The sequence below is a fragment of the Segatella copri genome, assembly GCF_024330485.1.
GTDB lineage: Bacteria > Bacteroidota > Bacteroidia > Bacteroidales > Bacteroidaceae > Prevotella > Prevotella copri_L.
In genome coordinates, this window is the sequence record NZ_JANDWX010000001.1 from 255,941 (window position 1) to 280,504 (window position 24,564).

A 24,564-nucleotide genomic window follows, 5' to 3' on the forward strand; every position below is an offset into this window, starting at 1 on the left:
TTGCCTAATAGTTACTGTTCTGTTCTTCGGTATAACCTCTGAGCAGGTTGACATCACGTTTGATGTTATACACCACGCCATCTGCCCCCTTCGCCTTGACGAGACAGAAGTAGACACCCTCCTTGACCGGTTTTCCGCGGTAGGTGCCATCCCATCCCGTGGCAGGGTCGGTCCATTCATAGAGTTTCTGTCCCCACCTATTATATATATAGGCGTGGAACTCCTCAATGTTCCGGTAACCATCCTTGGGCTTGTAGATGTCGTTGATGCCATCGCCATTTGGAGAGAAGGCATTCGGCATGAGAAGAGAACTGACCTTGGTCGTCTCTTCTGTGTTGTCCTCCTCGTCGTCGTTGACTTCCTGAGCGTGTAATTGACACGTCAAAAGTGGCAACATGATGCAAAGTAATGCTATTTTTCGTCTCATTTCTAAAATAATTTGTGCAAAGATAATAAAAAGATGAGAGATATTGCGTCAGATGCAAGATTTTTTGTATTTTTGCAGATGAAAACATGAAATATTTGAAGATATCGTTAAAAAAATCTTGAGATATGAGACAAAAAATGAGATATTTCCTGCTGTTCGTTGGGCTTCTGCTCAGTGTCAGCATTGGCGCGCAGACTGTAAAATGGCGCGACATTTACACGGTTAAGAAGAAAGATACTATCTTTGGTATCGCCAATAAATATGGATTGAGCCTTCCTGAACTGATGGATGCCAATCCGGAGATGAAGCGTGAGGGATACATGCTGCAGAAGGGAGCTACGCTCTTTATTCCATACACCAAAGACCAGAAGAACCCTAATCAGGTGAACGGTCAGAAGTCGGGGAATGGGGCGACGGTTCAGAAAACTGCTACAGCTCCGGCAACCTCAAAGGCTGCTGTTGCCAGAAATGCGGTAAAGGTAGGCGTGATGTTACCTTTGCATAATGTTGATGGCGACGGCAAGCGAATGGTGGAGTATTACCGCGGTTTGCTGCTGGCTTGCGAAACCCTGAAGCAGCAGGGCGCCGATATAGATGTGCGTGCCTGGAACGTTCCTATTGATGCTGATATCCGGAATACACTCTTGCAGGAGGGCGCTAACCAATGCGACATCATCTTTGGTCCACTTTATACCAAGCAGGTGGCTCCGCTGGCCAACTTCTGCAAGAACTACGGCATCAAAATGGTGATTCCGTTCTCTATCAGCGGAGATGATGTAGAAAGAAACAAAGAGATTTTCCAGGTTTATCAGAGCGATGATGCGCTGAATGATGCGACCATCAAGGCATTCCTGAGCCGTTTTACCAATGTGCATCCTATCTTTGTAGACTGCAATGATTCTACTTCGAGAAAGGGCAACTTTACGTTCGGTCTGCGCAAGGAACTGGAACGCAGGAAAATCAATTATAGCATCACCAATGTGAATTCAAGTATCGATCAGTTTGCCAAGGCTTTCATGCCTTCCAAGCAGAATGTGATTATCCTGAATACGGGACGTTCGCCACAGTTGACTCAGGTATTGAACAAGCTCGACGAATTTGATGCGAAGTATCCGGGTGCAGCCATCTCTCTCTTCGGCTATACCGAATGGCTGATGTATGCCAAGTATAATCTGGAAAGATTCTATAAGTATGATACTTATATCCCTTCCACCTTCTATTATAACCCGAACTCAGCACAGACCAAGGCGCTTGAGAGCCGTTATGAGCGATGGTTCCATCAGCCTATGATGGTGGCACAGCCAAGATTCGCCATCACCGGTTTCGATCACGGAATGTATCTGATTCAGGGCGTCAAGAGATATGGCAAGAACTTTACAGGTGAGCGCCAGCAGATGACTTACCAGCCTGTGCAGACTCCACTCCGTTTCGAGAAGACCAGTAGAGGAGGATACAAGAACAAGAGTTTCCTGTTGATTCACTATACCTTTAATCATCAGATAGAGGCGGTGAAGTACTAGTTTATAGTTTACAATTTATAGTTTACAATTTATAGTTGATAATGAATAGAAATATTGGGCTGCTGATTCTGATGCTCATCTTCGGAATTCCAGTTTCGGCACAGATAGGAGAGCATCGTAGTGATTTCGCCATTGGTTTTAATGGGGGCTATATGATGAGTAGCGTAGGATTCACACCCGAGGTACAGCAGAAGCAGCACGGCGGACTGACGGGCGGTTTCTCGATGAGATATACCTGTGAGAAATATTTCAAGACCATCTGTTCTATCTATGCCGAAGTAAACTATGCGCAGGCAGGATGGGAAGAGGATATCCTGGATATGGAGAATAATCCGGTGATTATCACCGAAACCAAAGAAGCGATGGCTTACAAGCGTACCATCAACTATATTCAGGTGCCAATCTTTGCGCATCTGGCATGGGGTAGGGAGACAAGAGGACTGAATATCTTCGTGAATGCCGGTCCGCAGTTTGGTCTCTATCTGAGTGATTCGCAGAAGACAAACTTCTCGGTAGAGCACATGCCGGCAACCGACAATAACCGTGTAAGTCCGGTGGTGGCTCAGGATACGATGGCAGTCAAGAACAAGCTCGATTATGGTATCGCCCTGGGTCTGGGTGCTGAATACAGTATTCCGAAGGTGGGGCATTTCCTTGCCGAAGCCCGATACTACTATGGTCTGGGAAATATCTACGGTGCTTCAAAGCGTGATTATTTCGGAAAGAGTAACTACGGACAGATTGTTCTGAAACTCTCTTATCTCTTTGATATCACCAGAACGAAGAACGTGAAACGGAAATAGATGATAATTAATAATTGATAATTAATAATGATAACGGGTTTATCATTTATGTTTTAAAGAAAATGAGTACAACAGAAAAAATGCAGATGAAATTGAGCGACTCTAAGTCAGCTCGCTGGACCGCCCTCCTCATCGTGAGTGTCACGATGATGTTCGGTTACTTTTTTACAGATGTGATGTCTCCACTGGAGCCTCTCTTGACAGCAGCCAAGGGAGCAGAGAATGGTCTCGGACTCGGATGGAATTCGGATGAATACGGCTTCTTCTCTGGAGCTTACGGATACTTCAATGTGTTCCTCCTGCTCCTCTTCTTCGGTGGTCTTATCCTCGATAAGTTTGGCATCCGTTTCACTGGTATCCTTTCTACCGTCCTGATGTTTGGTGGAGCCTTGTTGAAGTGGTATGCTGTAGGGCATGAGTTTGACGGAATGGTTGCTGTGCCATTCTTCGGTACTTACAGTACGCAGGTAGTGATAGCTGCTCTTGGCTTTGCCATCTATGGTGTAGGATGCGAGATATGCGGTATCACAGTGAGCAAGGTTATCGTGAAGTGGTTTACGGGCCATGAGTTAGCTCTGGCAATGGGTGTACAGGTTGCTACGGCTCGTTTGGGAACTGCTGCAGCCCTGAGTGCTTCTCTTCCTTTTGCCAAGGCAATGGGTGGAGTATCTGCTTCTGTTGCTTTGGGTGCAGCTTTGCTTTGTGCTGGTGTACTTGTTTTTCTTGTATATTGTGTGATGGACAAGAAGGAGGATGCTTCTGCAGCAGCTGTGGCTACTGAGCCGGAAGAAGGTTTCAAGTTTTCAGACTTGGGTGGTTTGTTCAAGACAACAGGTTTCTGGTATGTGGCATTCCTTTGCCTGATGTTCTATGCCGGTGTATTCCCATTCCTGAAGTTTGCAACCAAGTTGATGATTTTCAAGTATGGTGTGGATGCTAATTTGGCAGGTCTGATTCCTGCGATGTTGCCATTCGGTACCATCTTCCTCACACCGCTCTTCGGTAGTATATACGATAAGTATGGCAAGGGTGCTACGCTGATGATTATCGGCAGTTGCCTCCTGACCTTTGTGCACGTCATGTTTGCCCTGCCAATCAACTCATGGGTACTTGCCATCGTGCTAATGCTCATCCTGGGCATCGCATTTGGACTGGTACCATCAGCCATGTGGCCATCTGTGCCAAAGATTATCCCAATGAAACTCTTAGGAACTGCATATGCCCTTATCTTCTATATCCAGAACATCGGACTGGCTCTCATTCCGGTATGGATTGGTAAGGTGAACCAGGCTAACACGGGTGCTGATGGTGTTATCGACTATACCCAGACGATGACCATCTTTGCAGCCTTCGGTGTGATTGCTATTATCATCTCTTTCCTCCTCTTGTTTGAAGATAAGAGAAAGGGATATGGATTGCAGAAGCCTAATGTGAAATAAGTGAAGAGTGAAAGTATAATTTTTAAAAGAAAGGAAATAACCATGAATGCGACACCTGAATCATTGATTAAGGACTATGCTGACCCGATAGAGCAGCAGGAAATTGACAAGTTTGTATGTTCAGAGATGGGCAGACAGATACACCGGTATATCAAGGGTATGTCGGGTACCAAGCAAGCTATGTTGAAATTTGAGGAAAGGCTAGCCAGCCTCTCTGTACCAGAGAAGGAGAAGGCGATAGCCAAGTATATTGATCTGAACAGAAAAGCATTGGATGGTCTTGACTTGAAGATGATTCTGGTCCGTTCGGTAGCCAACTATTGTGATACCTTCCAGTATATGCTGGATTTTGTCAACGATAAGCGCAAGATGGTTTTCTATTACCAGCGCATCAAGGCGAAATACATTCAATATCATGAAGTATTTGAGCAGGATGGAAAGTTCGGTATGAAAGATCATCAAGGCAACGTATTGCTGGCGCCTGTGTATGACTTTCTCCGTACGTGCTACATCTACAATGATGACTTGAGCATCATGCCGGTGATAGCTGAGAAGAATGGCAAGATGGGACTGGTAATGCCTGACGGCAAGGACACCATCGTGGCAGATTTCCTTTATGATGAGATTTGCCTCAGAGATGAGTATCCTTATTTCGAGGCATCGAGAGATGGTATCAGCGGATTGATTGATAAATTTGGAAACTTTGTTAATAGTTAACAGTTTATAGTTAATAGAGAAAGGGCAATCAGATTGGGATGAACCAACTGATTGCCCTTTTTTACTTTCGTTGCTATGAGCAACTTAGTTTTTATCTAATTTTCTCTCGTCTTCAATCCGAATGAATTAATCACTAATCACTACTAATTATCCCAAGTATTTCATCAAGATTTTAATCTTACCGCTATCACGGAGCTTGATGATACTCTTTTCGCGAATCTGGCGAACACGCTCACGGGTAAGGTTGAACTCGCTACCGATTTCCTCCAAACCCTTCTCGTGGCAACCGATACCATAGCAGTAGCACAGAATCTTGCGCTCACGATCTTTCAATACAGAGTTGAGAACACGGTCAAGCTCGCTCGCCATAGACTCGAAGTCTACACCCTTGTCGGTACGGCTGTCATCACCCGAAGCCATCACGTCGACCATCGCATTGTCATCATCATCGCTACCGAATGGAGCATCGATACTCATGTGGTGATTATCTGCCTTGATAGTCTGGTCAATCTTGCTTTCTTCCATCTTTGTAATTTGAGCGAGCTCAGCAACAGAAGGTTTGCGCTGGTTCTCCTGCTCAAACTTGCTGATTTCTGCACTGATCTTACTCAATGCACCTACCTGGTTCAAAGGCAGACGAACGATACGGCTCTGCTCAGCAATAGCCTGCAGGATGCTCTGACGAATCCACCATACGGCGTATGAGATAAACTTAAAGCCGCGGGTCTCGTCAAACTTTTCAGCAGCCTTTACCAAACCGATGTTACCCTCGTCGATGAGGTCGGTAAGAGAAAGACCTTGGTGCTGATATTGCTTAGCAACAGATACAACGAAACGAAGGTTTGCTTTTACCAATTTCTCTTTGGCACGTTCTCCCTCACGACCGCCTTTGCGAATCTTCTGGGCAAGTTCGATTTCTTCATCGATAGAGACCATAGGCTCTCTACCAATCTCCACCAAGTACTTGTCGAGTGCTTCACTGGAACGGTTGGTTATACTCTTACTAATCTTAAGTTGTCTCATAAATATCCTTTTACCTTTCTATTTAGAATTTTTTGAAGTATTTTTGTGTATCCCGAAACCTCCTCATGGTTTCGGGGTGCAAAGGTACGAAAAAAAATGCAATTACGTTGTAATATAAACGGATTTTTTTTATCTGATTTGTCTGTTTTTTAGAATTTTAGCCAGTTTCTAGTAGAAAAATGCTATGTGAAGTGCGCTTTTTGGTGCAATAAGTTTGAAATATGGAATAATTTATGTATCTTTGCACAAAAATTGCGAGAAAAGAATAACTAAATAATAAAATAACAACAAAACAAAAAATTATGTTTGAGAATCAACCAAAAGGTCTGTGGGCCTTAGCTTTGGCAAACACGGGTGAGCGTTTCGGCTATTACACCATGCTTGCTGTGTTCTTGCTTTATTTGCAGGCCAACTTCGGTTTTGAAACCGGATTGGCAAGTACTATTTACTCTACATTCCTGATGATGGTTTATTTCCTTCCTATCATCGGTGGTATCGCAGCCGACAAGTTTGGCTTTGGACGTATGGTTACCACAGGTATCTTCATCATGTTCATTGGCTATCTTGTTCTCTCACTTCCTCTTGGCAAGGATACTGTAGCCATCGCTGCTATGGGCATTTCGCTGATCCTTATCGCTTTGGGAACTGGTCTGTTCAAGGGTAACTTGCAGGTGATGGTAGGTCGTCTCTACGACGAGCCACAGTATGCCAGCAACCGCGACTCTGGTTTCTCTCTCTTCTACATGGCCATCAATATCGGTGCTATGTTTGCTCCTACTGCAGCCATCAAGATCATGAAGTGGGCGCAGGAGAGCCTGAGCGTATCTGTAGAGGATTCATACCACTTCGCATTCGCCGTGGCTTGTGCTTCGCTCATCGTCAGCATCGCCATCTATTATGCCTTCAGCTTCACCTACAAGCATGTACTCGCTTCAGAGAACAAGAAGAAGGACGACAAGACTCCTGTTAAGGAGACCAACGAGCTTTCTAAGGCTGAAACCAAAGAGCGCATCATCTGCCTCTGCCTGGTATTTGCCGTGGTTATCTTCTTCTGGATGGCTTTCCACCAGAATGGTAATACATTGACACTCTTTGCCCGCGACTATACACAGAAGACTTCTGAGGGTCTGCAGTCAATGGCATTCGACGTAACCAACCTCGTAGCCTGCATTTTTGTGGTTTACGGTTGTTTCGGTCTGGCACAGAGCAAGACTGGCAAGGGTAAGGGCATTTCGCTTGGTATTATCGTTGCTGCCATCGCCTTCCTTTTCTACAAGTACAGCAACCTTGAAGGTGCCGTAGATGTTGAGGCTCCTATCTTCCAGCAGTTCAACCCATGCTATGTAGTGGCATTGACACCAGTGAGCGTTGCTTTGTTCTCATGGCTTCACAAGATTGGCAAGGAGCCTACATCGCCAGAGAAGATTGGTTTGGGTATGCTCGTTGCTGCTCTCGGTTTTGTATGGATGGCTGTAGGTTCTATGGGTTTGGAACTTCCTTTGACACAGGGCGATCCTGCTACAGAGGGTACACGTGTAAGTGCTAACCTCCTCATCTCTACATACCTCATCCTTACATTCGCAGAGCTTCTGCTTTCTCCAATCGGTATTTCATTTGTATCGAAGGTAGCTCCTCCAAAGTATGCTGGTTTGATGATGGGTCTCTGGTTCGGTGCAACAGCCATCGGTAACCAGTTGGTTATGATTCCTGGCATCATGTGGGGTCAGAACTTCAACCTCATTGCCATCTGGGGTGTTCTCGCAGGTATCTGTCTGGTTTCAGCTCTCTTCATCTTCTCTATCATCAAGAAGTTGAACCGCGTAAGCTAAATCTTAGAATTATAATATATAAAAAAGGCTTGCTTCATTTTTCGAAGCAAGCCTTTTTATCATATTTCCAGAAAAAAACATCTTTTTCTTTGCTAGTTTGAAAAGAAAGTTGTATTTTTGCAATGTTTTAAATATAAAAGCGTATGACAGCACGGGAAGATAGAGAAAAGTTAAGGTCTAGCCGTGAGAACTTGAGTAAATTCTTCTATGATTTGGCTAAGGCTACTTTCACAGCTATGGTTGTGGGAGATGTAGTAACTATGTTTTTAAAGGAAGATGTAACAACTATTAGTGTTTGGCTCTTTGTTACTGGTTTAGTTACTACAAGTTTGTTGTCTACGATTGGGTACAGAATTTCTAAATTGTGAAGATATGGAAGCATTAATTATGACATTAGCTGGTACTGGAGTAGTAGCTTTGGTATTAAATATTTGGTTAAGTACCAAATCTGGTAAAAAATGGCTTAAAAGTCTTTAAGGAAAAAACGAGGTATCAGGCGTAACCTGTTACCTCGTTTTTTTTCGTTTTTAATATATTATTTCTTCAACCACTTGTCTAACCAGCCGAAGAAGGTGCGCTGCCAGAGTACGCCGTTCTGTGGCTTCAATACCCAGTGGTTCTCATCAGGATAGATAAGAAGCTCGGCTGGGATGCCACGCATGCGGGCTGCATTGAAGGCGCCCATGCCCTGGTTGGCATTGATACGGTAATCCTTTTCGCCGTGGATGCAGAGGATTGGAGTATCCCACTTGTCTACAAACTTATGAGGACTGTTCTCGTAAGTCTTCTTGGCGTTGGCACTCTGGTTCTTGTTCCAGTAAGCATCCTCGTATTCCCAGTTAGAGAACCAAGCCTCCTCTGTATCGGTGTACATGCTCTCCAGGTTGAAAGCACCATCGTGAGAGAGAAATGCCTTGAAACGCTTGTTGTGATGACCGGCGAGATAGTATACTGAGAAACCACCGAAGCTGGCACCTACACAACCCAAACGATCCTTGTCTACGTAAGGAAGATTGTTGGCAGCATCATCAATAGCTGAAAGATAATCGTTCATACACTGGCCTGTCCAGTCGCCAGAAATCTCTTCGTTCCATGCGCTTCCGAAACCAGGGAGACCGCGGCGGTTAGGCAATACGACTACATAACCGTTGGCTGCCATGATCTGGATGTTCCAGCGGTAGCTCCAGAACTGGCTTACCGGACTCTGAGGACCACCCTCGCAGAAGAGAAGGGTAGGGTACTTCTTGTTGGCATCGAAATTAGATGGCAACATGATCCATACCAGCATCTGCTTGCCGTCGGTAGTCTTTACCCAACGCTGCTCACACTTACCCAGATTCAACTGGTTCAGAATATGGTCGTTCTCGCGGGTAATCTGCTCTACCTTGGTACTCTTGGCGTCCTTGCCTGGAGTTACGATGTAGATATCTGTAGGATGACTCATGCTAGCCTTGGTAGCAAGAAGCTTGTTGCCGTTGTTGGCAAGCGAGATGCTTCCGTAGTCAGCCCACTCGTTGGTAATCTGCTTTACTTCGCCCTTGAAGTTAGCCTGATAGAGGTTCAGGGTTCCGTGCCATACGCCGATGAAGCTGAGGCTCTTGTTGTCCTTGTTCCATACGAAGCCCTCTACGCTAGAGTCGAACTTCTCTGATACATAGTTCTTCTTGCCGGTAGCGAGTTCATAAACACAGAGGCGGTTGCGGTCGCTCTCGTAGCCATCGCGAGCCATGCTCTGCCAAGCGATGTACTTGCCGTCAGCAGAGAACTGAGGGTTCACGTCGTAACCCGGATTGTTCTTCAGATTCTCAGGAGCGTTGACAGCCTGGTTCTTCATGCTCCTGGTAGCATCAATCTTAGGTTCTACATAGCCAGCCTCCTTGCAGAGGTTCTTTGTCTCGCGCGTACCTATATTATATAGGTAGATATCTGAGTCGGTAGAGATGGCATACTGAACGCCCTCCTTCTTACGGCAGGTATAGGCGATGGTCTTGGAATCCGGACTCCATGCCAGCTGCTCGATGCCTCCGAATGGTGCCATAGGGCACTCGAATGGTTCATCCTTCAGGATGTCTTCGCCGGCATTGATGGTACCGTCTTCAGCCACATCAGCCACGAAAGGATGGAGAAGGCTCTCTACGTAGTGGTCCCAGTGGCGATAGTTCATATCAGTTACGAGACGGCCGGTAGCCAATGGAAGATCAGAAGGATTCTCCTTGATGGTTCCGTGGTAAGGGAGTTCCTTGATGAGGATTACCTTCTTGCTGTCTGGGGAGAAGCGGAAGCCCTGGATGCCCAGCTTGTCGTTGGTGAGCTGCTTTCTGTCTGTACCGTCAGGGTTCATGCTCCAGAGCTGTCCGTCGCGGATGAAGGCAATCTTCTGTCCGCCCTGAATCCATGCCGCATCTGTTTCGCTCTTTGCATCCGTGGTCAATGCCTTCTGGTTCTTGCCGTTGGCATCCATGATGAAGAGCATCTGATGGCCCTTGTTTTCCTTTACACTGTAGTAACCTACCTGGTACACCACCTGCTTGCCGTTAGGCGAAGCTTCGGCGCCACCGATACGTCCCATTGCCCAGAGAGCTTCAGGAGTCATCAGGTGGTTTTCTACCTTGATGTCATTTTTCTGAATCATAGTCTGTGCATCAGCTGCTGTGCCCATCGTGAGAGCCGCAGCAGCTAAAATCATAGCTTTAATCATGTTTCTATTTTTACTGTTATAATGTTGCTTTGTTGTTATGTATCCTATTTGTCTTAAATCTGATCCAAAGCCTGCTTGATATCATCGAGGATGTCTTCTACATCTTCGATACCTACAGAGAGGCGAATCAGATCTGGCGCAACACCTGCTTCCTTCAGCTGCTCTTCGCTGAGCTGGCGATGAGTGTGACTGGCTGGATGGAGCACACAGGTGCGGGCATCGGCTACATGGGTTACGATGTTGATCATGTCGAGAGAATCCATAAACTTGATGGCAGTTTCGCGATCTCCCTTCAATCCGAAGGCAATAACACCGCAGGTGCCGTTTGGCATATACTTCTGGGCAAGCGCATGATACTCATCGCCCTCCAGACCGCTATAATGAACCCAAGCCACGCGTTCATCGTTCTGCAGGAACTCTGCTACCTTCTGTGCATTGGCACAATGCTGGCGCATACGGAGGTGGAGACTCTGAAGACCGAGGTTGAGGATGAACGAATTCATTGGGGCAGGGATGCTGCCGAGATCGCGCATCAGCTGAGCTACGAGTTTGGTGGTGTAACCCATCTTGCCGAAAGCCTTTACATAGGTCAGACCATGGTAGCTGTCATCCGGTGTGCAGAGACCTGGGAACTTATCAGCATGAGCCATCCAGTCGAAGTTGCCGCTGTCTACTACAACGCCACCTACCTGTGAAGCGGTACCATCCATATACTTGGTGGTACTGTGGGTAACGATGTCGGCACCCCATTCGAATGGGCGGCAGTTGATAGGCGTAGCGAAGGTGTTGTCAACGATGAGAGGCACCCCATTCTTGTGAGCAATGCGTGCAAACTTCTCGATGTCGAGTACTGCGCAGCCCGGGTTGCTGATGGTTTCGCCGAAAACAACCTTGGTGTTAGGGCGGAAAGCCTTCTGGATTTCTTCTTCGCTATCGTTCGGATTCACAAAAGTACACTCGATGCCGAGCTTCTTCAGGGTTACGCCGAAGAGATTGAAGGTACCACCATAAATCTCATTAGATGTAACGATATGGTCGCCCGCTTCGCAGATGTTGAACACAGCATAGAAGTTGGCAGCCTGACCGCTGCTGGTTAATACGGCTCCCACGCCACCTTCGAGTTCGGCAATCTTCTTAGCCACAACATCGTTGGTAGGGTTCTGGAGACGGCTATAGAAGTAGCCTTCCTTCTTCAGGTCGAAGAGCATAGCCATCTCCTCAGAGTTGTCATACTTGAAAGTAGTGCTTTGATAAATTGGCACTTCAATCGGTTCGCCGTTCTTTGGCTCATAGCCTCCCTGCACGCAGATAGAGGCGGTACGTAAATTCTTTTTCATTTGTCGGTTATGTTTTCTTTTAAACTTCATGTTTTTGCGATATGACATGTTATGCTGCCCATTGCAAGATGCAAAGATACGGCAAATCCTTGAGAATTAAGAATAATTTGCGTAAAACATTGTTCTATAGCCAGTTTTTTTTGTACTTTTGCAGTCAAATTTGCAAAATAATAGCGATATAGTTTTATTTAAAGTAGTATGAAGATAGGTTTTGATAACGAGAAGTATCTGAAGATTCAGTCAGAACACATCAAGGAGAGAATCTCACAGTTTGACGGAAAGCTTTACCTCGAATTGGGCGGTAAACTTTTTGACGATCATCATGCCAGCAGAGTTTTGCCGGGTTTCCAGCCTGACAGCAAACTGCGCATGTTCCAGAAAATCAGCGATAGCATCGAGATTGTTATCGTGATTAGTGCAGCCGATATTGAGAAGAACAAGAAGCGTGCCGACTTGGGCATTACTTACGATGAGGACGTGTTGCGCCTTCGTGGTGAGTTCCAAAACCGTGGTTTCATGGTGGGTTCTGTTGTCATCACTCATTATAATGGCCAGCCTGCCGCCATCGCCTTCAAACAGCGTCTGGAGCGCGAGGGCATCAAGACTTACTGCCATTATCTCATCGAGGGCTATCCTCATAACGTGAGTCTGATTGCCTCTGACGAGGGCTTCGGTCAGAACGATTATGTTGAAACAGAGCGTCCGCTGGTTATTGTTACTGCGCCGGGTCCTGGTAGCGGTAAGATGGCGGTTTGCCTGAGTCAGCTTTATAATGAGAACAAGCGTGGTGTGCGTGCCGGCTATGCCAAGTTTGAGACATTCCCTGTGTGGAATCTCCCATTGAAGCATCCTGTGAACATCGCATACGAGGCTGCTACTGCCGATCTGAACGATGTGAATATGATTGACCCGTTCCATCTGGAGGCTTACAACAAGATAGCCATCAACTATAACCGTGATGTAGAGATTTATCCTGTGCTCAATGCGCTGTTCGAGGGTATCTATGGTAGCAATCCATACAAGTCGCCTACGGATATGGGTGTGAACATGGTAGGTTTCTGTATCTCTGATGATGAGGCTTGCTGCGAGGCATCCAAGAATGAGATTGTCCGCCGTTACTATGCGGCTACCAACAAGATGGCGGCTGGTGCTTGCAATGAAGATGAGATCAATAAGATTCAGATGCTCTTCAATCAGGCTAAGATTACTACTGATTACCGCAAGGTGACGGTAGCTGCCAAGAATCATAAGAAGGAGACGGGTCATACCTCTTCTGCCATTGAGTTGGAGGATGGTACCATTATCTGCGGTCATAGCAGTGAGTTGCTGGGCTGTAGTGCCGCCTTGCTCCTGAATGTTACCAAGCAGTTGGCAGGCATCGACCATGAATTGAAGCTGATTCCTCAGTCGATGATTGAGCCTATCCAGCATACCAAGGTGAATTATCTCGGTGGTCACAATCCTCGTCTTCATACGGATGAGGTTTTGGTAGCTCTTTCTGTTCTTTCAGAGAATGATGAGAACTGCAAGAAGGCATTGGAGCAGTTGCCTAAACTTCGCGGCTGCCAGGCTCATTGCACCGTGATGCTGAGTGATGTAGACCAGAAAATCTTCAAGAAGCTCGGTGTGGATATCACTTGCGAGCCGGTATTGAAGAAGTAAATTTGGGTTGGATACTATTGAAGAAGCAAATTTGCCTTAAACAATATACCCCCGAAAACTTATAGTTAATCTCGTAGATTGATTAATTATACCTTTTCGGGGGTGTTTGTTTTTATTTTATACAGAAACATTATCTTAATGCCATAACTCTGCTGAGAATCAGTTTCTTGTATTCCTTCTTCATGCTGTCTGGTAGGAAGGAGGCTTCTATCAGGTCGAGCCATTTCACGATAGATCGGCGGAACTTTTTGGCGATGTTATTGATTACCTTCTCGCTGAGGCCCGAGGCGGTCATTACCTTGACGAAATCAGATTTCTGAATCTTTCTCTTTCTTCCGTTGAGCGTCAGGGCGAGCTCCTCGGTATCTTCTGGCATCACAATCTTCGTGCAGAGGAGGTCGTAGGCTGGAGTTAAGCCATAACCCAACTTGCAGTTGTTGTAGAGCGAGAAGTTCTTGAGGTGCATGTCAGCGTTGCCCGTAATCCATGAGAAGATGACCACTTCCCAATAGTTCACGAGGTCGAGTTGCGAGAAGGCGGAATACTTCTTGATGAGTCTGGCTATCTGCTCGTAGGAACCTTTATATTTGTATTCGGTAAGGCGCTCTGACAGCTGACACATATCTTCCATCGGTACCTTTTGTCCATCATCCAGTCGGTCTATTCTCCGGGTGATATAACAGAGTTCACCATCGGCAAAGCGAATCAGTCCGTGGGGAACCACAGCTATCTTGGCGGCTTCGGCGAGATGCATCGTGAGGTCTTCTATTTCCGGTAGACAGCGGTAGCGGTCGGTTTGTGGCTTGAGGATATATTTTCCCCAAAGACCTACGATGGTGAAGCGGGATGGTTCGTTCTTTCCGCCCAGATTTACGTCGAGCGAGAGCTTCGCCTGCACACCGGTGAGGGTGGTCTGGGCACGCACTACCTGTTTTGCCAGGTCGCCTATTTCCTTTCTAACGTAGGGTAGGACAGGGGCTTCCTTGGTGCCGAAGAGCTTGCGTGCGCAGGCGGGATGGTAATCTACCTGACCAGGCTTGAGCGGTTTATAACAATATAGACATTTCTCCATATCTTATTCTCCTTTCTGTTTTTGGGATGAACCATTCGTTTCTTCTGCTGGAGATTCGTTTGTAGGAATCACGCTGACTGCTCCGATGCAATCCTTGCAGCAGGCAAGGAGGAGCGACATTCTGTCGCGCTGGTTGATTTTCCAACTGCTTTCTGCAATGTTCAGCAGCCAGCCTTCAGGGATTAATCCATCGAAGAATGGAAACAGCACGGTATCGTGGTAGGGCTCATCGGATAAGGGAAGCGTCAGACTTACGGCTTCCGCACCATCCGATGCCAGATAATCTGAATCATAGGCGAAGGTAAAGCCTGTCTCGTCTTCCGTCAGCAGACCTACGTATTGGTCGTAGAGATATATTTTTCCTTGTTTCATGATATTTTATTTTTATTCTTTTTTGATAGGAACGGGGCCTATTTCCTGACCAAACAGCAGGAGGACCTGGTTTACCTTGTCGAGTCGCAATGTTTCCTTTCCCTGTTCCAGTTCTCTTACGAATCTGAGTCCTACGCCCGATTTCGCTGCCAGATCTACTTGCGTCAATCCGAATTGCTTGCGCATTTCCTTGACGTATGATGATAATGTATTGCTCATATTCTTGTTGTTTTATACCCTATCGGGTAATATTATATATGGGATAATATTATATTATACCCTTTCGGGGGCAAATGTACGAATAAAAAATGAAAATACCCCCGAAAAGGTATAATTTATAATATCATTTAACAAATTATACCTTTTCGGGGGTAATGTTATGCGTTTGTGGCTGGAGTAACTCCTGTTACATTAGCTAGTGTGTCACGGATAAAACCATTGATGGTTGTTCCTGCTTGCATTGCCATCATCGCAATACGACTATGGATTTCAGGAGTGATGCGGATATTTAAGTTGCCACTATAAGGTACACGAGGTGCCTTACCATTGGCTTTACATAAGGCAAGATAGTCATCTATTGCACCTTCAAAATCCTTGCGTAATTCATTAACGTCTTGACCTTCGTAGGTAATCATATCCTTGCTCATTCCGAGAACCTTACCATATAGGCAATTGTCCTCCTCACTATAATCTACACTACCCGTATAACCTTTGTATTTTAATAATCCCATATTATGTTCCTCCTATTTGTTAATATATCCATTAGCTTTTAGAAATGTGAATACTTGTTTCATAACATATCCTTTGATAATATTTGAAGGATGAGGCTTGTGCATGATGTAGCTATTACCATCTATGTCATTGACAAATATGACTCTTGAACCAGAAGTTGCTCCTTTGTTTTCCTGATGGAACCCATAGCAGGAAAATACACTAACTATTTCGTCGAAAGTGAAATCTTTCGGCAGGCTATAGAAACGTTTCAAAAGTTTATCTTTCTTGTTCATTTTCCACATTCTTTATGTATCCGACTGCAAATGTAACTAAAAATAGTTACACTGCCAAGTATTTGGGGCTTTTTAACAATCTTTTCCTGGCTTTAAGTATGTACTCCTACAAAAAAAGCGTAATGAACCCCTTTTTCAGGTAATCCATTACGCTTTCATTTTTATCTGGTAATCTTTATTTTCCGAGATTATTTTTCTTCTCGTTCAGTTCTGCCTGCTTGCGCATCATCTCTTCCTGCTGCTTGCGCTGCATCTCCTGGAGAGCCTGCATTCTTGCCATCAGGCCGCTTGCCTTCTTAGGGTTGTTCTTGTTCTCCTGATAGCGCTTCTCAAGGATGGCGAGGAGTTTCTCGTCGTCGGTTGTCTTGCGCAGGGTCCACATGATAGCGGCACTGAAGAACAATGAGATGAAGTAGTAGAAGTTCAGACCGGCTGAGTAGTCATTGAACATGAAGAAGAACATCAATGGCATGAGATACATCATCCACTGCATCATCTTCATCTGCTCTGCCTGCTGACCTACCATCTGGTCGCGCTGCTGACGCATGGTCATCCAAGAGTACAACAGGTTGGCTACACAGAACAGGATACAGGTCAAACTCAAGTGGTCGCCAATCAGCCAGATGTTGGTGTTCCATTCGAAGATTGGGTCGAAGGTACTCAAGTCGTTCATCCACAGGAACTTCTCACCACGAAGCTGGATGGCATTAGGCACGAAGTTGAACATCGCAACCCAAACCGGCATCTGAATCAGCATAGGCAAGCAACCGGATAATGGGCTTACACCATACTTGGCATATTCCGCCATCATCGCCTGCTGCTTCTGCATCTGGTCCTCAGGCTTGTTGTACTGAGCGGTAGCAGCTTCGAGTTTTGGTTTCAGCACGCGCATCTTGGCTGAACTCATGTAGCTCTTCTTTACCATAGGGTAGGTGATGAGCTTGAGGAGCAAGGTGATGAGAATCAATACGATACCCATTGGGAATATCTTGCTCAACCAGTCGAATACGTAGAGTGTGAAGAAACGGTTGATCCAACGGATGATAGGCCATCCCAGGTATACGAGCTTCTGGAATTCCAAGTCCTTGCCGAAGGTACTTTCCTTCTCGGTATTCTTCAGAATCTGGAAGTCGTTAGGACCGAAGTAGAACTCAAACTCAGATGCCTTCTTACCGGTTGGGTCGAAAGCTGTCTTCATCTTAGCCTGAAACTGCTTCAGATAGCCCGAACCCTTCTCCTGAGGGATAGATGTCATGAAAGCATCCTTCTCGAAGTTATCCTTTGCTACGATGATGGCAGAGAAGAACTGGTTCTTGAAAGATACCCAGTCGATGGTTTCTTCTATCTTCTCGTCAATCTTCTCGCTACCTTCGTTGAGGTGGTCGGTACCGCCTTCTGCATTATGGTAGGTGAGGGTAGTGTAACGGTTTTCGAACATGAAACCACGTTCCTGCTGGCGTGCCTTGTCGCTCCAGTCAACATCCATCTTATTATAATTAGGTGAGAACAGACCCGCCATGCCATTTGCCTGAAGGCTCATGTGCAGCATGTAGTCATTGCCCAATGTATAAGTCAGGGTGAGTGTCTTGCCTTCACCAGCCACAGCGGTCATGGTGACAGACTTGTCGGTCACGTTGGATGGAGTGAAGTAGAGATCGCTGGTGATGATGTTGGCCTCCTTAGCCTCGAGCATGAACTTGAGGCTCTGGTCGTTACCGTCGAAGAGGGTTACGTCCTTGGCATCAGCCGAACCGTCTTTCACCTGCAGGTTGTGTCCCACATAGCCCTTGATGACAGCCTTCTCTACAGTAGCACCCTTGGTGTTGAGTGTTAATTCTACCTTCTCGTTTTTCAATACAATCTTCTTAGCCTGGCCTTTGAGTGCCGAATAGAAGAGGGCGGTTGAGTCTGCCTCAACCTTTGCTTTGGCATCAGTCTGGCGCTTAGCAGCGGCAGCCTTGCTGGCCTTTTCCATCTCGGCATGTTTAGCCTTGGCGATGGAGTCCTGAACGAATGCCGTTCTCTGTTCTTCGGCAGATGGCTGGTTATACCAGCTAAAGCCAATCAGCACTACGGCAATCAGGAGGAAACCGATAATGTTGTTCTTGTTCATTTTTAAAATTTGAAATTAAAGGAGTAAAGGGGATCACTCCTTTAACTCCTAATATTTACTTTTTGTTTTCTATTGCTGTCTTTACGAAATCCATGAAAAGTGGATGTGGTTTCAGCACCGTACTCTGGTATTCTGGATGATACTGTGTACCTACGTACCACTTCAAGCCTGGGATTTCTACGATTTCTACCAGGTCGCTCTCAGGGTTTCTGCCTACGCACATCATGCCGTTCTTCTCAAATTCATGCTGGAACTCGTTGTTGAACTCATAGCGGTGGCGGTGGCGTTCTTGAATATGCTCCTTCTTATAGATATTGAACACGCGTGAACCCTGTTTCAGCACACACTCGTAAGCACCGAGACGCATGGTTCCACCCATGTTTGATATGTTCTTCTGCTCCTCCATGATGTCTATGACATTGTGTGGAGTCTTCTCGTCCATCTCACGTGAGTTGGCATCCTTGTAACCCAATACGTTGCGGGCAAACTCGATGACCATCATCTGCATACCCAGGCAGATGCCGAAGGTAGGGATGTCGTGGGTGCGGGTATAGTGGGCGGCGATAATCTTGCCCTCGATGCCTCGCTGGCCGAAGCCTGGGCAGATGACGATGCCATCCTGTCCCTTCAGCTGTTCTGCCACGTTCTCTTCTGTGAGATATTCTGAGTTGATGAAGGTAATCTTCACCTTGTGGTCGTTGTAGGTGCCGGCATGCGAGAGACTCTCGCGGATACTCTTGTATGCATCCTGCAGGTCGTACTTGCCTACGAGACCGATGTTTACCACCTCTGTAGCCTTGTTTCTGCGGTCGAGGAATGTCTTCCAAGGACCCAGCGCAGGTGTTTCGCCGATAGGCTCGCCCATCTTGCGGAGGATGGCGGTGTCGAGGCCCTGGTTCTGCATGTTTACAGGCACCTCGTAGATGCTAGGAAGGTCTTCGCTCTGAATCACGCAGTCCAGGTCTACGTTACAGAAGCTGGCTACCTTCTTCATGATTCCCTCTTCGAGATGCTTCTCGGTGCGGAGAATCAGGATATCTGGCTGAATACCTACACTCTGCAGCTCCTTTACGGAGTGCTGGGTAGGCTTTGTCTTCAACTCGCCTGCTGCCTTCAGATAAGGCACATAGGTAAGGTGAACGTTGATAGCGTTCTTGCCCAGCTCCCATTTCAGCTGTCGGATAGCCTCCATGTAAGGGGCGCTCTCTATGTCGCCGATGGTTCCGCCAATCTCGGTAATCACGAAGTCATAGTGATACTTCTTGCCGAGCAGCTTCACGTTGCGCTTGATCTCGTCGGTGATGTGAGGCACCACCTGGATGGTTTTGCCGAGATAATCGCCACGACGCTCCTTGTCGATGACTGCCTTGTAGATACGACCAGTGGTGAGAGAATTCGCTTTTGTAGTTTGAATGCCGGTGAATCGCTCGTAGTGTCCGAGGTCCAGGTCGGTCTCCATACCATCTACCGTTACGTAGCACTCACCATGCTCATACGGGTTCAGCGTACCCGGGTCGATGTTGATGTATGGGTCAAACTTTTGGATAGTAATGTTGTAACCTCTTGCTTGAAGAAGTTTACCGATGGATGAAGATATGATTCCTTTACCCAAAGAAGAAACCACACCACCAGTTACGAAGATGTACTTTGTTTCAGCCACGATATTTATAATTTAAATTAGAATTATTTGGGTGCAAAGTTACGACATTTTTGTGAAATGAGCAAAAATATTTCTAATAAAGGGCATAGATTTATGAATTATTTATTACCTTTGTGCCCAAATTTATAAAATTAAGGTATGAAAATAAAATTTGGATTACTCGTTCTTGCGTTCCTTTCGGCTCTGACGCCTGTTTCTGCCCAGCGCAAATTGAAGAAGGTGGCGCCCGGAGAGGCATCGAAGAACAGGTTGGCTGAAATCTATGCTGACTCGCTCTTGATGTGCCGTCAGCGCATCGATTCCATGAAGATGGATTCCGGGGACAGCAGATATGCCCAGCTCTTTACACCGCTCACCTTCTATCATGGGCCGGTAGCCCGCATGTTGCGACTCAAGCCTCAGGATGGGGTGAAGGATTCGCTCGGAACGATGCTCGACCAGACGCTGATGGAGGTATATCTCAAGCGTCCCGACCTGGTGCGCAATACTGAGTCTCATCTCAAGGAGGTGGGAGCACCGCTGGCTGCGCAGAGCAAACCGAAGAAGAATCATCCTGATATCGTAGAGCAGGTGGCTCCGAAGGCGATTGAGGTGGATGCGGCGCCGATGGATATCGTCATCACCCGTCCTAACTTCTGGACCATAGGGGGCGATTATTATCTGCAGTTCCTGCAAAACTATGTTTCTGACAACTGGTATAAGGGTGGTGAGAGCAATTATTCGGTGCTCGGAAGAGTGACGATGTTTGCCAATTACAATAACAAGCAGAAGCTAAAATGGGATAATAAGGTGGAGATGCGCCTGGGTTATCAGACTTCGAAGGGTGATACGGTTCATACGCTGAAGACGAGCGATGATATGATACGATACACCGGAAAACTCGGTCTGCAGGCTTCCAGGAAGTGGTATTATACCATCCAGCTGATTGGCCAGACTCAGTTTACGCATGGTTACAAGAGTAATGACAAGACGGTTTATTCTGATTTCTTCTCGCCATTCAATTTGAACCTCTCTGTCGGTATGGATTATAATGTAGACTGGTTCAATCACCGCCTGAAGGGTAGTGCCCATCTGGCTCCTCTGGCTTTCAACTGGAAGTATGTGGGCAGAGCGTCGCTGGCTACGCGGTACGGACTGGATGAGGGGAAGCATGGCATGACCGATTACGGTTCTGAGTGTACCTTCGACCTGTCGTGGCAGATAGCGGATAATATCAAGTGGAAGACCCGTCTCTGGGGATACACCACTTACAAGCGTGCTGAAATAGAGTGGGAAAACACCATTACCTTCCAGTTTAACCGCTATATTTCTACCAACATCTTCCTCTATCCGCGTTTCGACGATGGTGTGAAGCGCAAGGATGATGATAGCTATTGGCAGTTTAAGGAATTCATGTCAGTAGGTTTCTCTTATTCATTCTAGGATAAGGTGTTGGCAGTAAACACAATAAAGGCTCGTTCCTGTTGAGGGGCGAGCCTTTGTTGTATCTGTTAGAATCTGAAGCAAACCTCGGCATCTGCCATGGAGTAATTATGCTTCGCGAGTGTCTTGTCGTTGATGAGCGCATACTCGGTAAAGATAGAGATTCGCTTGCCGATGTGGAAGTTCAAACCTGCCTCATACTGGATTCTCTGCATGTTGCTCTTGCCGTTAGGCTGATACATGTCGTAACGCGCCTTCACGTCGATACGGCTGTTCTTTGGCAGCTGAGCCAATGGGGCGATAACCAATCCATATACACCTTGAGCCTTATCGCCAATCTTCTCGTTCAGGTTGCAATTCTTGGCATCTGCATCATTGAAGTTGTTGATGCTTTTTGCGAATGCCTTTCCTGTGGAGTGGATATATTCGGAGCGAACGGTCCAGCCATCCTGCTTGTATTCGAATGAGAAGGCATAGCGGTTTTGGCTGAGCTTGCGAACGCCAGAGCGTTCCTGAATGTCGGCAGTATAGGAGGCATCATGCTCGTCGGTCCATGTTCCCTTTCTTGCATAAGAACCGGTCCATCCGAAGGCACCGATGCGCATGCCGCTTACAGGCATTACCCATACACCTCCGATGATGTTCTTCTGATTATCAACGTCCTTGGTATTGGTTCCCTGTCCGTTGAATACACCAATCTGATAGTGCAGCAGGTTTCTGCCATTGGCATTCTTGAGGAAATCGCCCTGGAACTGAAGACCAATGTCACGGCCGTTGGATGCATGTTCTCCGGCACGGTCGCTGAAACCGGCCAGCTTGCTCACGTTCTGTGAATATCCCATGAAGCCCTGGTCGATAGGGTGCATCGGATTCTCAAAGGTGAACGGGTTCTTGAACTGACCAATCTTCACCTTGAAGTATTCATATTTCTGCCATTCAGCAAACAGATCCACCATTCTCGGACTGGAACCGAGGGTAGAGGTGTTGCCGTTGAACTGAATCTGAGTTTTCCAGTAGAAGTCGCCTGCTATGCGACCTTCGAGAGAGATACGCGCCATACGGATGTTGAATGAGTTGGATTCAGCATCTTTCTGTCCGCTGTACTGATACTGGGTCATTCCATACCCCGACAATTTCACGTTGCTCAACCATGATGGTATTTCGATGGTCTGCTTCTGCTGGGCGCTGGCTGAGACCGAAGCTGCAGCCATGAGCGCCATGATGATGGTTTTCTTCATCTTGTTTCTATTTTGATTTCTAGGTTTATCTCTTTTCGAGCAATACCACGTTCTCTACGTGAGGGGTATGAGGGAACATATCCACCGGCTGTACGGCAGCTACCTTATACTCCGCATCCATCAGCTGCAGATCGCGAGCCTGGGTTGCCGGGTTGCAGCTTACGTATACGATGCGCTTTGGTGCTGCATTCAGAATGACGTTTATTACGTCTGGGTGCATTCCGGCACGTGGCGGGTCGGTGATGATGACGTCAGGTCGACCGTGCTGTGCGATGAAATCGTTGGTCAGGATATCCTTCATGTCGCCTGCATAGAAGAGGGTGTTCTCGATGTTGTTCACCTGAGAATTCACCTTGGCATCCTCTATGGCCTCTGGCACGTACTCGATACCGATTACCTTTTTTGCCTTGTGAGCCACGAAGTTGGCGATGGTTCCGGTGCCGGTATAGAGGTCGTAAACCAGCTCATCTCCGATAAGGTTGGCAAACTCGCGGGCCACGCAGTAGAGGTGGTAAGCCTGCTCGGTATTGGTCTGGTAGAAACTCTTCGGACCCACCTTGAACTTCAGGTCTTCCATCAGTTCGTAGATATGGTCGTTGCCCTTGAAGAGGCTGAGTTCCAGGTCGTTGATGGTATCGTTTCCCTTCTGGTTGTCTACATACATGAGCGATGTAATCTGAGGGAACTTGTCAGCCACCTGCTGCATCAGCTCCAATGCTCTCTGCTCATCGCCCTCCTCATCGTAGTGGAACTGGAAGACGAGCATCCACTCTCCGGTGTTCGAATTACGGATCATCATGTTGCGGAGCAAACCGTGCTGCTCACGCAGGTCGTAGAAGGTATAGTCGTGAGAATCAGCATATTCGAATACGAAGTTTCTGATTTCGTTGCAGAGGTCATCCATCAGCCAGCACTTCCTGATAGGATAAATCTTGTCGAAGGCTCCGGTGATATGGAAACCGATGGCGTTCTGGGCGTGGCGCTCCTTGAGCGATGTTACGGTATCATCCTCTTTCTGAGGGAGCTGAGCCAGTTCCTCGGCGGTGAACCATCGCTTGTTGCTGCATCCGAACTCTATCTTGTTGCGGTACTCCTGGGTCTTCACGCTGCCCATGATAGGGCGGAACTCAGGGAGTTCAATCTTTCCGATACGGGTGAGCTGGTCTTCCACCTGCTTCTGCTTAGCCTTGATCTGCTCTTCGTAAGGCAGGTTCTGCCATTTGCATCCGCCGCAGATGCCGAAGTGCTCGCACATAGGCTCCTGTCGCACCTCGCTCTTCTTGATGAAGCGAACCACCTTGGCTTCGCAATACTTATGTTTCTTCTTTACTACCTGCAAGTCGACAACATCTCCTGGCACACAGAAAGGTACGAAGATGACCTGTTCATCTACGCGTGTGATGCACTTACCCTCGGCTGCTACTGCCTCGATGGTGATGTTCTCTAACAGAGGTAATGGTTTACGTTTTCTTGCCATAATAATGTTTTGTATTTTTTTATGGGTGCAAAGATACTGCAATTTTATGAGAAATGCAAGAGTTGTCCCGAATTATTTGCTTTTAAAGGTGAAAAGGCGATTAAAGGTAAAAAAGTAAAAAGGTAAAAAAGTAAAAAGATTGTGAGGCGATAACAAAAGTAACAAAAGTAACAGGTAATATTCTGTGGTTGTAAAGGGATGAAATGTGAATGTGAATGTGAATTTGAAATGTAAGTGAAGAAAACGGACTGTCATGTGTATCCTTTTGTCAAGGCTGTTTATTGATGATTTTTGATAGTATATATTTAAATTGTGCGTACGCGCGTACCTTATTATATTATAGAATTAAATGATATTAATATCATTACATGCATTCTTTTTTCTTTGCTTTTTCTGGTTGTCGCATCATTGAAATTTTCTTTTTCACTTTTCTCTTTTTCATTTTGTGCATTGCATTTACATTTCAAATTCACATTCACTTTCACATTTTTACATCAGAAGTTACCTGTTACTTTTGTTACTTTTGTTATTGCCAGATAATCTTTTTACTTTTAAACGCCCTTTTACCTTTAAATTGCGTCCCGATGCAGCCGTTGCTACGTCGCGACGTGTCTGGTGCTGCGTCGGGACGTAGCCATCGCTACGTCGTGACGCAGTTTCAGATGCATCGGCAGGGAGGTAAAAAACATCAGAATGCAGGCTGCAATCCCGAGAGACGCACTTTCAGATTCGTCAAATATCTTTCTAT

Annotated in this window: 20 protein-coding genes and 1 pseudogene; 8 read left to right on the top strand and 13 right to left on the bottom strand. The window is 46.5% G+C overall.

The features are described from left to right. Nucleotides 1–4: 4 nt before the first annotated feature. Nucleotides 5–313, bottom strand: a pseudogene (locus tag NNC77_RS00990) (T9SS C-terminal target domain-containing protein); the annotation flags it as partial. A 239-nt stretch (nucleotides 314–552) separates the two neighbouring features. On the opposite strand from NNC77_RS00990, the gene NNC77_RS00995 reads away from it, so the two are divergent. The 4 genes from NNC77_RS00995 to NNC77_RS01010 all read left to right on the top strand — a co-directional run bounded on the left by NNC77_RS00995 (nucleotide 553) and on the right by NNC77_RS01010 (nucleotide 4,906). Next, nucleotides 553–1,947, top strand: coding sequence for a PBP1 and LysM peptidoglycan-binding domain-containing protein (locus NNC77_RS00995; RefSeq protein WP_254969634.1), 1,395 nt, complete (start codon nucleotides 553–555; stop codon nucleotides 1,945–1,947). A 41-nt stretch (nucleotides 1,948–1,988) separates the two neighbouring features. Next, nucleotides 1,989–2,750: a porin family protein gene (locus tag NNC77_RS01000; RefSeq protein WP_118199974.1), complete on the top strand. Its 762-nt coding sequence runs from the start codon at nucleotides 1,989–1,991 to the stop codon at nucleotides 2,748–2,750. Between the two features lie 62 nt (nucleotides 2,751–2,812). After that, complete coding sequence (locus NNC77_RS01005; protein ID WP_254969635.1) at nucleotides 2,813–4,189, top strand: MFS transporter; 1,377 nt, start codon at nucleotides 2,813–2,815, stop codon at nucleotides 4,187–4,189. Nucleotides 4,190–4,231: 42 nt separating this feature from the next. Then, nucleotides 4,232–4,906: a hypothetical protein gene (locus NNC77_RS01010; RefSeq protein ID WP_254969636.1), complete on the top strand. Its 675-nt coding sequence runs from the start codon at nucleotides 4,232–4,234 to the stop codon at nucleotides 4,904–4,906. Between the two features lie 147 nt (nucleotides 4,907–5,053). Here the strand turns inward: NNC77_RS01010 and NNC77_RS01015 are convergent, their stop codons facing one another. Next, a complete protein-coding gene (locus tag NNC77_RS01015; protein WP_006847025.1) occupies nucleotides 5,054–5,929 on the bottom strand; it encodes a sigma-70 family RNA polymerase sigma factor in 876 nt (291 codons plus the stop codon). A 302-nt stretch (nucleotides 5,930–6,231) separates the two neighbouring features. Between NNC77_RS01015 and NNC77_RS01020 the strand changes: the two genes are divergently transcribed. Together NNC77_RS01020 and NNC77_RS01025 are read left to right on the top strand one after the other, a co-directional pair. Next, nucleotides 6,232–7,758 (top strand): peptide MFS transporter, encoded by a 1,527-nt coding sequence (locus NNC77_RS01020; protein ID WP_254969637.1) that lies wholly within the window; start codon nucleotides 6,232–6,234, stop codon nucleotides 7,756–7,758. 143 nt (nucleotides 7,759–7,901) lie between these two features. Next, on the top strand, nucleotides 7,902–8,126 hold the full coding sequence (locus NNC77_RS01025) for a hypothetical protein (protein WP_117692633.1): 225 nt from the start codon (nucleotides 7,902–7,904) through the stop codon (nucleotides 8,124–8,126). A 167-nt stretch (nucleotides 8,127–8,293) separates the two neighbouring features. On the opposite strand, the gene NNC77_RS01030 is transcribed toward NNC77_RS01025, so the two are convergent. Continuing rightward, on the bottom strand, nucleotides 8,294–10,456 hold the full coding sequence (locus tag NNC77_RS01030; protein ID WP_254969638.1) for a S9 family peptidase: 2,163 nt from the start codon (nucleotides 10,454–10,456) through the stop codon (nucleotides 8,294–8,296). A 53-nt stretch (nucleotides 10,457–10,509) separates the two neighbouring features. Further along, complete coding sequence (locus tag NNC77_RS01035) at nucleotides 10,510–11,793, bottom strand: O-acetylhomoserine aminocarboxypropyltransferase/cysteine synthase family protein (RefSeq protein WP_118416114.1); 1,284 nt, start codon at nucleotides 11,791–11,793, stop codon at nucleotides 10,510–10,512. A gap of 198 nt (nucleotides 11,794–11,991) precedes the next feature. Between NNC77_RS01035 and NNC77_RS01040 the strand changes: the two genes are divergently transcribed. Beyond that, complete coding sequence (locus NNC77_RS01040; protein ID WP_118062948.1) at nucleotides 11,992–13,455, top strand: DUF1846 domain-containing protein; 1,464 nt, start codon at nucleotides 11,992–11,994, stop codon at nucleotides 13,453–13,455. Nucleotides 13,456–13,585: 130 nt separating this feature from the next. Here NNC77_RS01040 and NNC77_RS01045 read toward each other — a convergent pair whose 3' ends face one another. From NNC77_RS01045 to NNC77_RS01075, 7 genes are all read right to left on the bottom strand, one after another. Further along, nucleotides 13,586–14,527: a HipA domain-containing protein gene (locus NNC77_RS01045; protein ID WP_254969640.1), complete on the bottom strand. Its 942-nt coding sequence runs from the start codon at nucleotides 14,525–14,527 to the stop codon at nucleotides 13,586–13,588. A gap of 3 nt (nucleotides 14,528–14,530) precedes the next feature. After that, nucleotides 14,531–14,899: a HipA N-terminal domain-containing protein gene (locus NNC77_RS01050; protein ID WP_118416100.1), complete on the bottom strand. Its 369-nt coding sequence runs from the start codon at nucleotides 14,897–14,899 to the stop codon at nucleotides 14,531–14,533. Between the two features lie 12 nt (nucleotides 14,900–14,911). After that, complete coding sequence (locus NNC77_RS01055; protein ID WP_022111675.1) at nucleotides 14,912–15,118, bottom strand: helix-turn-helix transcriptional regulator; 207 nt, start codon at nucleotides 15,116–15,118, stop codon at nucleotides 14,912–14,914. Between the two features lie 158 nt (nucleotides 15,119–15,276). After that, the gene (locus NNC77_RS01060) at nucleotides 15,277–15,630 is read right to left on the bottom strand and encodes a type II toxin-antitoxin system HicB family antitoxin (RefSeq protein WP_117727056.1); all 354 of its coding nucleotides are present in this window, start codon (nucleotides 15,628–15,630) and stop codon (nucleotides 15,277–15,279) included. 12 nt (nucleotides 15,631–15,642) lie between these two features. Beyond that, nucleotides 15,643–15,906 (bottom strand): type II toxin-antitoxin system HicA family toxin, encoded by a 264-nt coding sequence (locus NNC77_RS01065; RefSeq protein ID WP_117727144.1) that lies wholly within the window; start codon nucleotides 15,904–15,906, stop codon nucleotides 15,643–15,645. A 175-nt stretch (nucleotides 15,907–16,081) separates the two neighbouring features. Then, on the bottom strand, nucleotides 16,082–18,019 hold the full coding sequence (yidC, locus tag NNC77_RS01070) for a membrane protein insertase YidC (RefSeq protein WP_254969642.1): 1,938 nt from the start codon (nucleotides 18,017–18,019) through the stop codon (nucleotides 16,082–16,084). Nucleotides 18,020–18,074: 55 nt separating this feature from the next. After that, nucleotides 18,075–19,679, bottom strand: a complete 1,605-nt coding sequence (locus NNC77_RS01075) for a CTP synthase (RefSeq protein ID WP_228113331.1) — start codon at nucleotides 19,677–19,679, stop codon at nucleotides 18,075–18,077. Between the two features lie 138 nt (nucleotides 19,680–19,817). Between NNC77_RS01075 and NNC77_RS01080 the strand changes: the two genes are divergently transcribed. Further along, complete coding sequence (locus tag NNC77_RS01080; RefSeq protein ID WP_254969644.1) at nucleotides 19,818–21,101, top strand: DUF3078 domain-containing protein; 1,284 nt, start codon at nucleotides 19,818–19,820, stop codon at nucleotides 21,099–21,101. Nucleotides 21,102–21,169: 68 nt separating this feature from the next. Here NNC77_RS01080 and NNC77_RS01085 read toward each other — a convergent pair whose 3' ends face one another. Beyond that, nucleotides 21,170–22,339, bottom strand: coding sequence for a porin (locus tag NNC77_RS01085; RefSeq protein ID WP_254969645.1), 1,170 nt, complete (start codon nucleotides 22,337–22,339; stop codon nucleotides 21,170–21,172). Nucleotides 22,340–22,364: 25 nt separating this feature from the next. Then, nucleotides 22,365–23,816, bottom strand: a complete 1,452-nt coding sequence (gene rlmD / locus NNC77_RS01090; RefSeq protein WP_254969646.1) for a 23S rRNA (uracil(1939)-C(5))-methyltransferase RlmD — start codon at nucleotides 23,814–23,816, stop codon at nucleotides 22,365–22,367. Between the last annotated feature and the right edge of the window lie 748 nt (nucleotides 23,817–24,564).

Excerpts from the sequence above, each read along its gene's own strand:
- NNC77_RS00995 (WP_254969634.1), top strand. The coding sequence starts at position 553 with ATGAGACAAAAAATGAGATATTTCCTGCTGTTCGTTGGGCTTCTGCTC.
- NNC77_RS01020 (WP_254969637.1), top strand. The coding sequence starts at position 6,232 with ATGTTTGAGAATCAACCAAAAGGTCTGTGGGCCTTAGCTTTGGCAAAC.
- NNC77_RS01015 (WP_006847025.1), bottom strand. The coding sequence starts at position 5,929 with ATGAGACAACTTAAGATTAGTAAGAGTATAACCAACCGTTCCAGTGAA.
- NNC77_RS01025 (WP_117692633.1), top strand. The coding sequence starts at position 7,902 with ATGACAGCACGGGAAGATAGAGAAAAGTTAAGGTCTAGCCGTGAGAAC.
- NNC77_RS01010 (WP_254969636.1), top strand. The coding sequence starts at position 4,232 with ATGAATGCGACACCTGAATCATTGATTAAGGACTATGCTGACCCGATA.
- NNC77_RS01000 (WP_118199974.1), top strand. The coding sequence starts at position 1,989 with ATGAATAGAAATATTGGGCTGCTGATTCTGATGCTCATCTTCGGAATT.
- NNC77_RS01030 (WP_254969638.1), bottom strand. The coding sequence starts at position 10,456 with ATGATTAAAGCTATGATTTTAGCTGCTGCGGCTCTCACGATGGGCACA.
- NNC77_RS01040 (WP_118062948.1), top strand. The coding sequence starts at position 11,992 with ATGAAGATAGGTTTTGATAACGAGAAGTATCTGAAGATTCAGTCAGAA.
- yidC (WP_254969642.1), bottom strand. The coding sequence starts at position 18,019 with ATGAACAAGAACAACATTATCGGTTTCCTCCTGATTGCCGTAGTGCTG.
- NNC77_RS01045 (WP_254969640.1), bottom strand. The coding sequence starts at position 14,527 with ATGGAGAAATGTCTATATTGTTATAAACCGCTCAAGCCTGGTCAGGTA.
- NNC77_RS01005 (WP_254969635.1), top strand. The coding sequence starts at position 2,813 with ATGAGTACAACAGAAAAAATGCAGATGAAATTGAGCGACTCTAAGTCA.
- NNC77_RS01060 (WP_117727056.1), bottom strand. The coding sequence starts at position 15,630 with ATGGGATTATTAAAATACAAAGGTTATACGGGTAGTGTAGATTATAGT.
- NNC77_RS01065 (WP_117727144.1), bottom strand. The coding sequence starts at position 15,906 with ATGAACAAGAAAGATAAACTTTTGAAACGTTTCTATAGCCTGCCGAAA.
- NNC77_RS01080 (WP_254969644.1), top strand. The coding sequence starts at position 19,818 with ATGAAAATAAAATTTGGATTACTCGTTCTTGCGTTCCTTTCGGCTCTG.
- NNC77_RS01035 (WP_118416114.1), bottom strand. The coding sequence starts at position 11,793 with ATGAAAAAGAATTTACGTACCGCCTCTATCTGCGTGCAGGGAGGCTAT.
- NNC77_RS01050 (WP_118416100.1), bottom strand. The coding sequence starts at position 14,899 with ATGAAACAAGGAAAAATATATCTCTACGACCAATACGTAGGTCTGCTG.
- rlmD (WP_254969646.1), bottom strand. The coding sequence starts at position 23,816 with ATGGCAAGAAAACGTAAACCATTACCTCTGTTAGAGAACATCACCATC.
- NNC77_RS01085 (WP_254969645.1), bottom strand. The coding sequence starts at position 22,339 with ATGAAGAAAACCATCATCATGGCGCTCATGGCTGCAGCTTCGGTCTCA.
- NNC77_RS01055 (WP_022111675.1), bottom strand. The coding sequence starts at position 15,118 with ATGAGCAATACATTATCATCATACGTCAAGGAAATGCGCAAGCAATTC.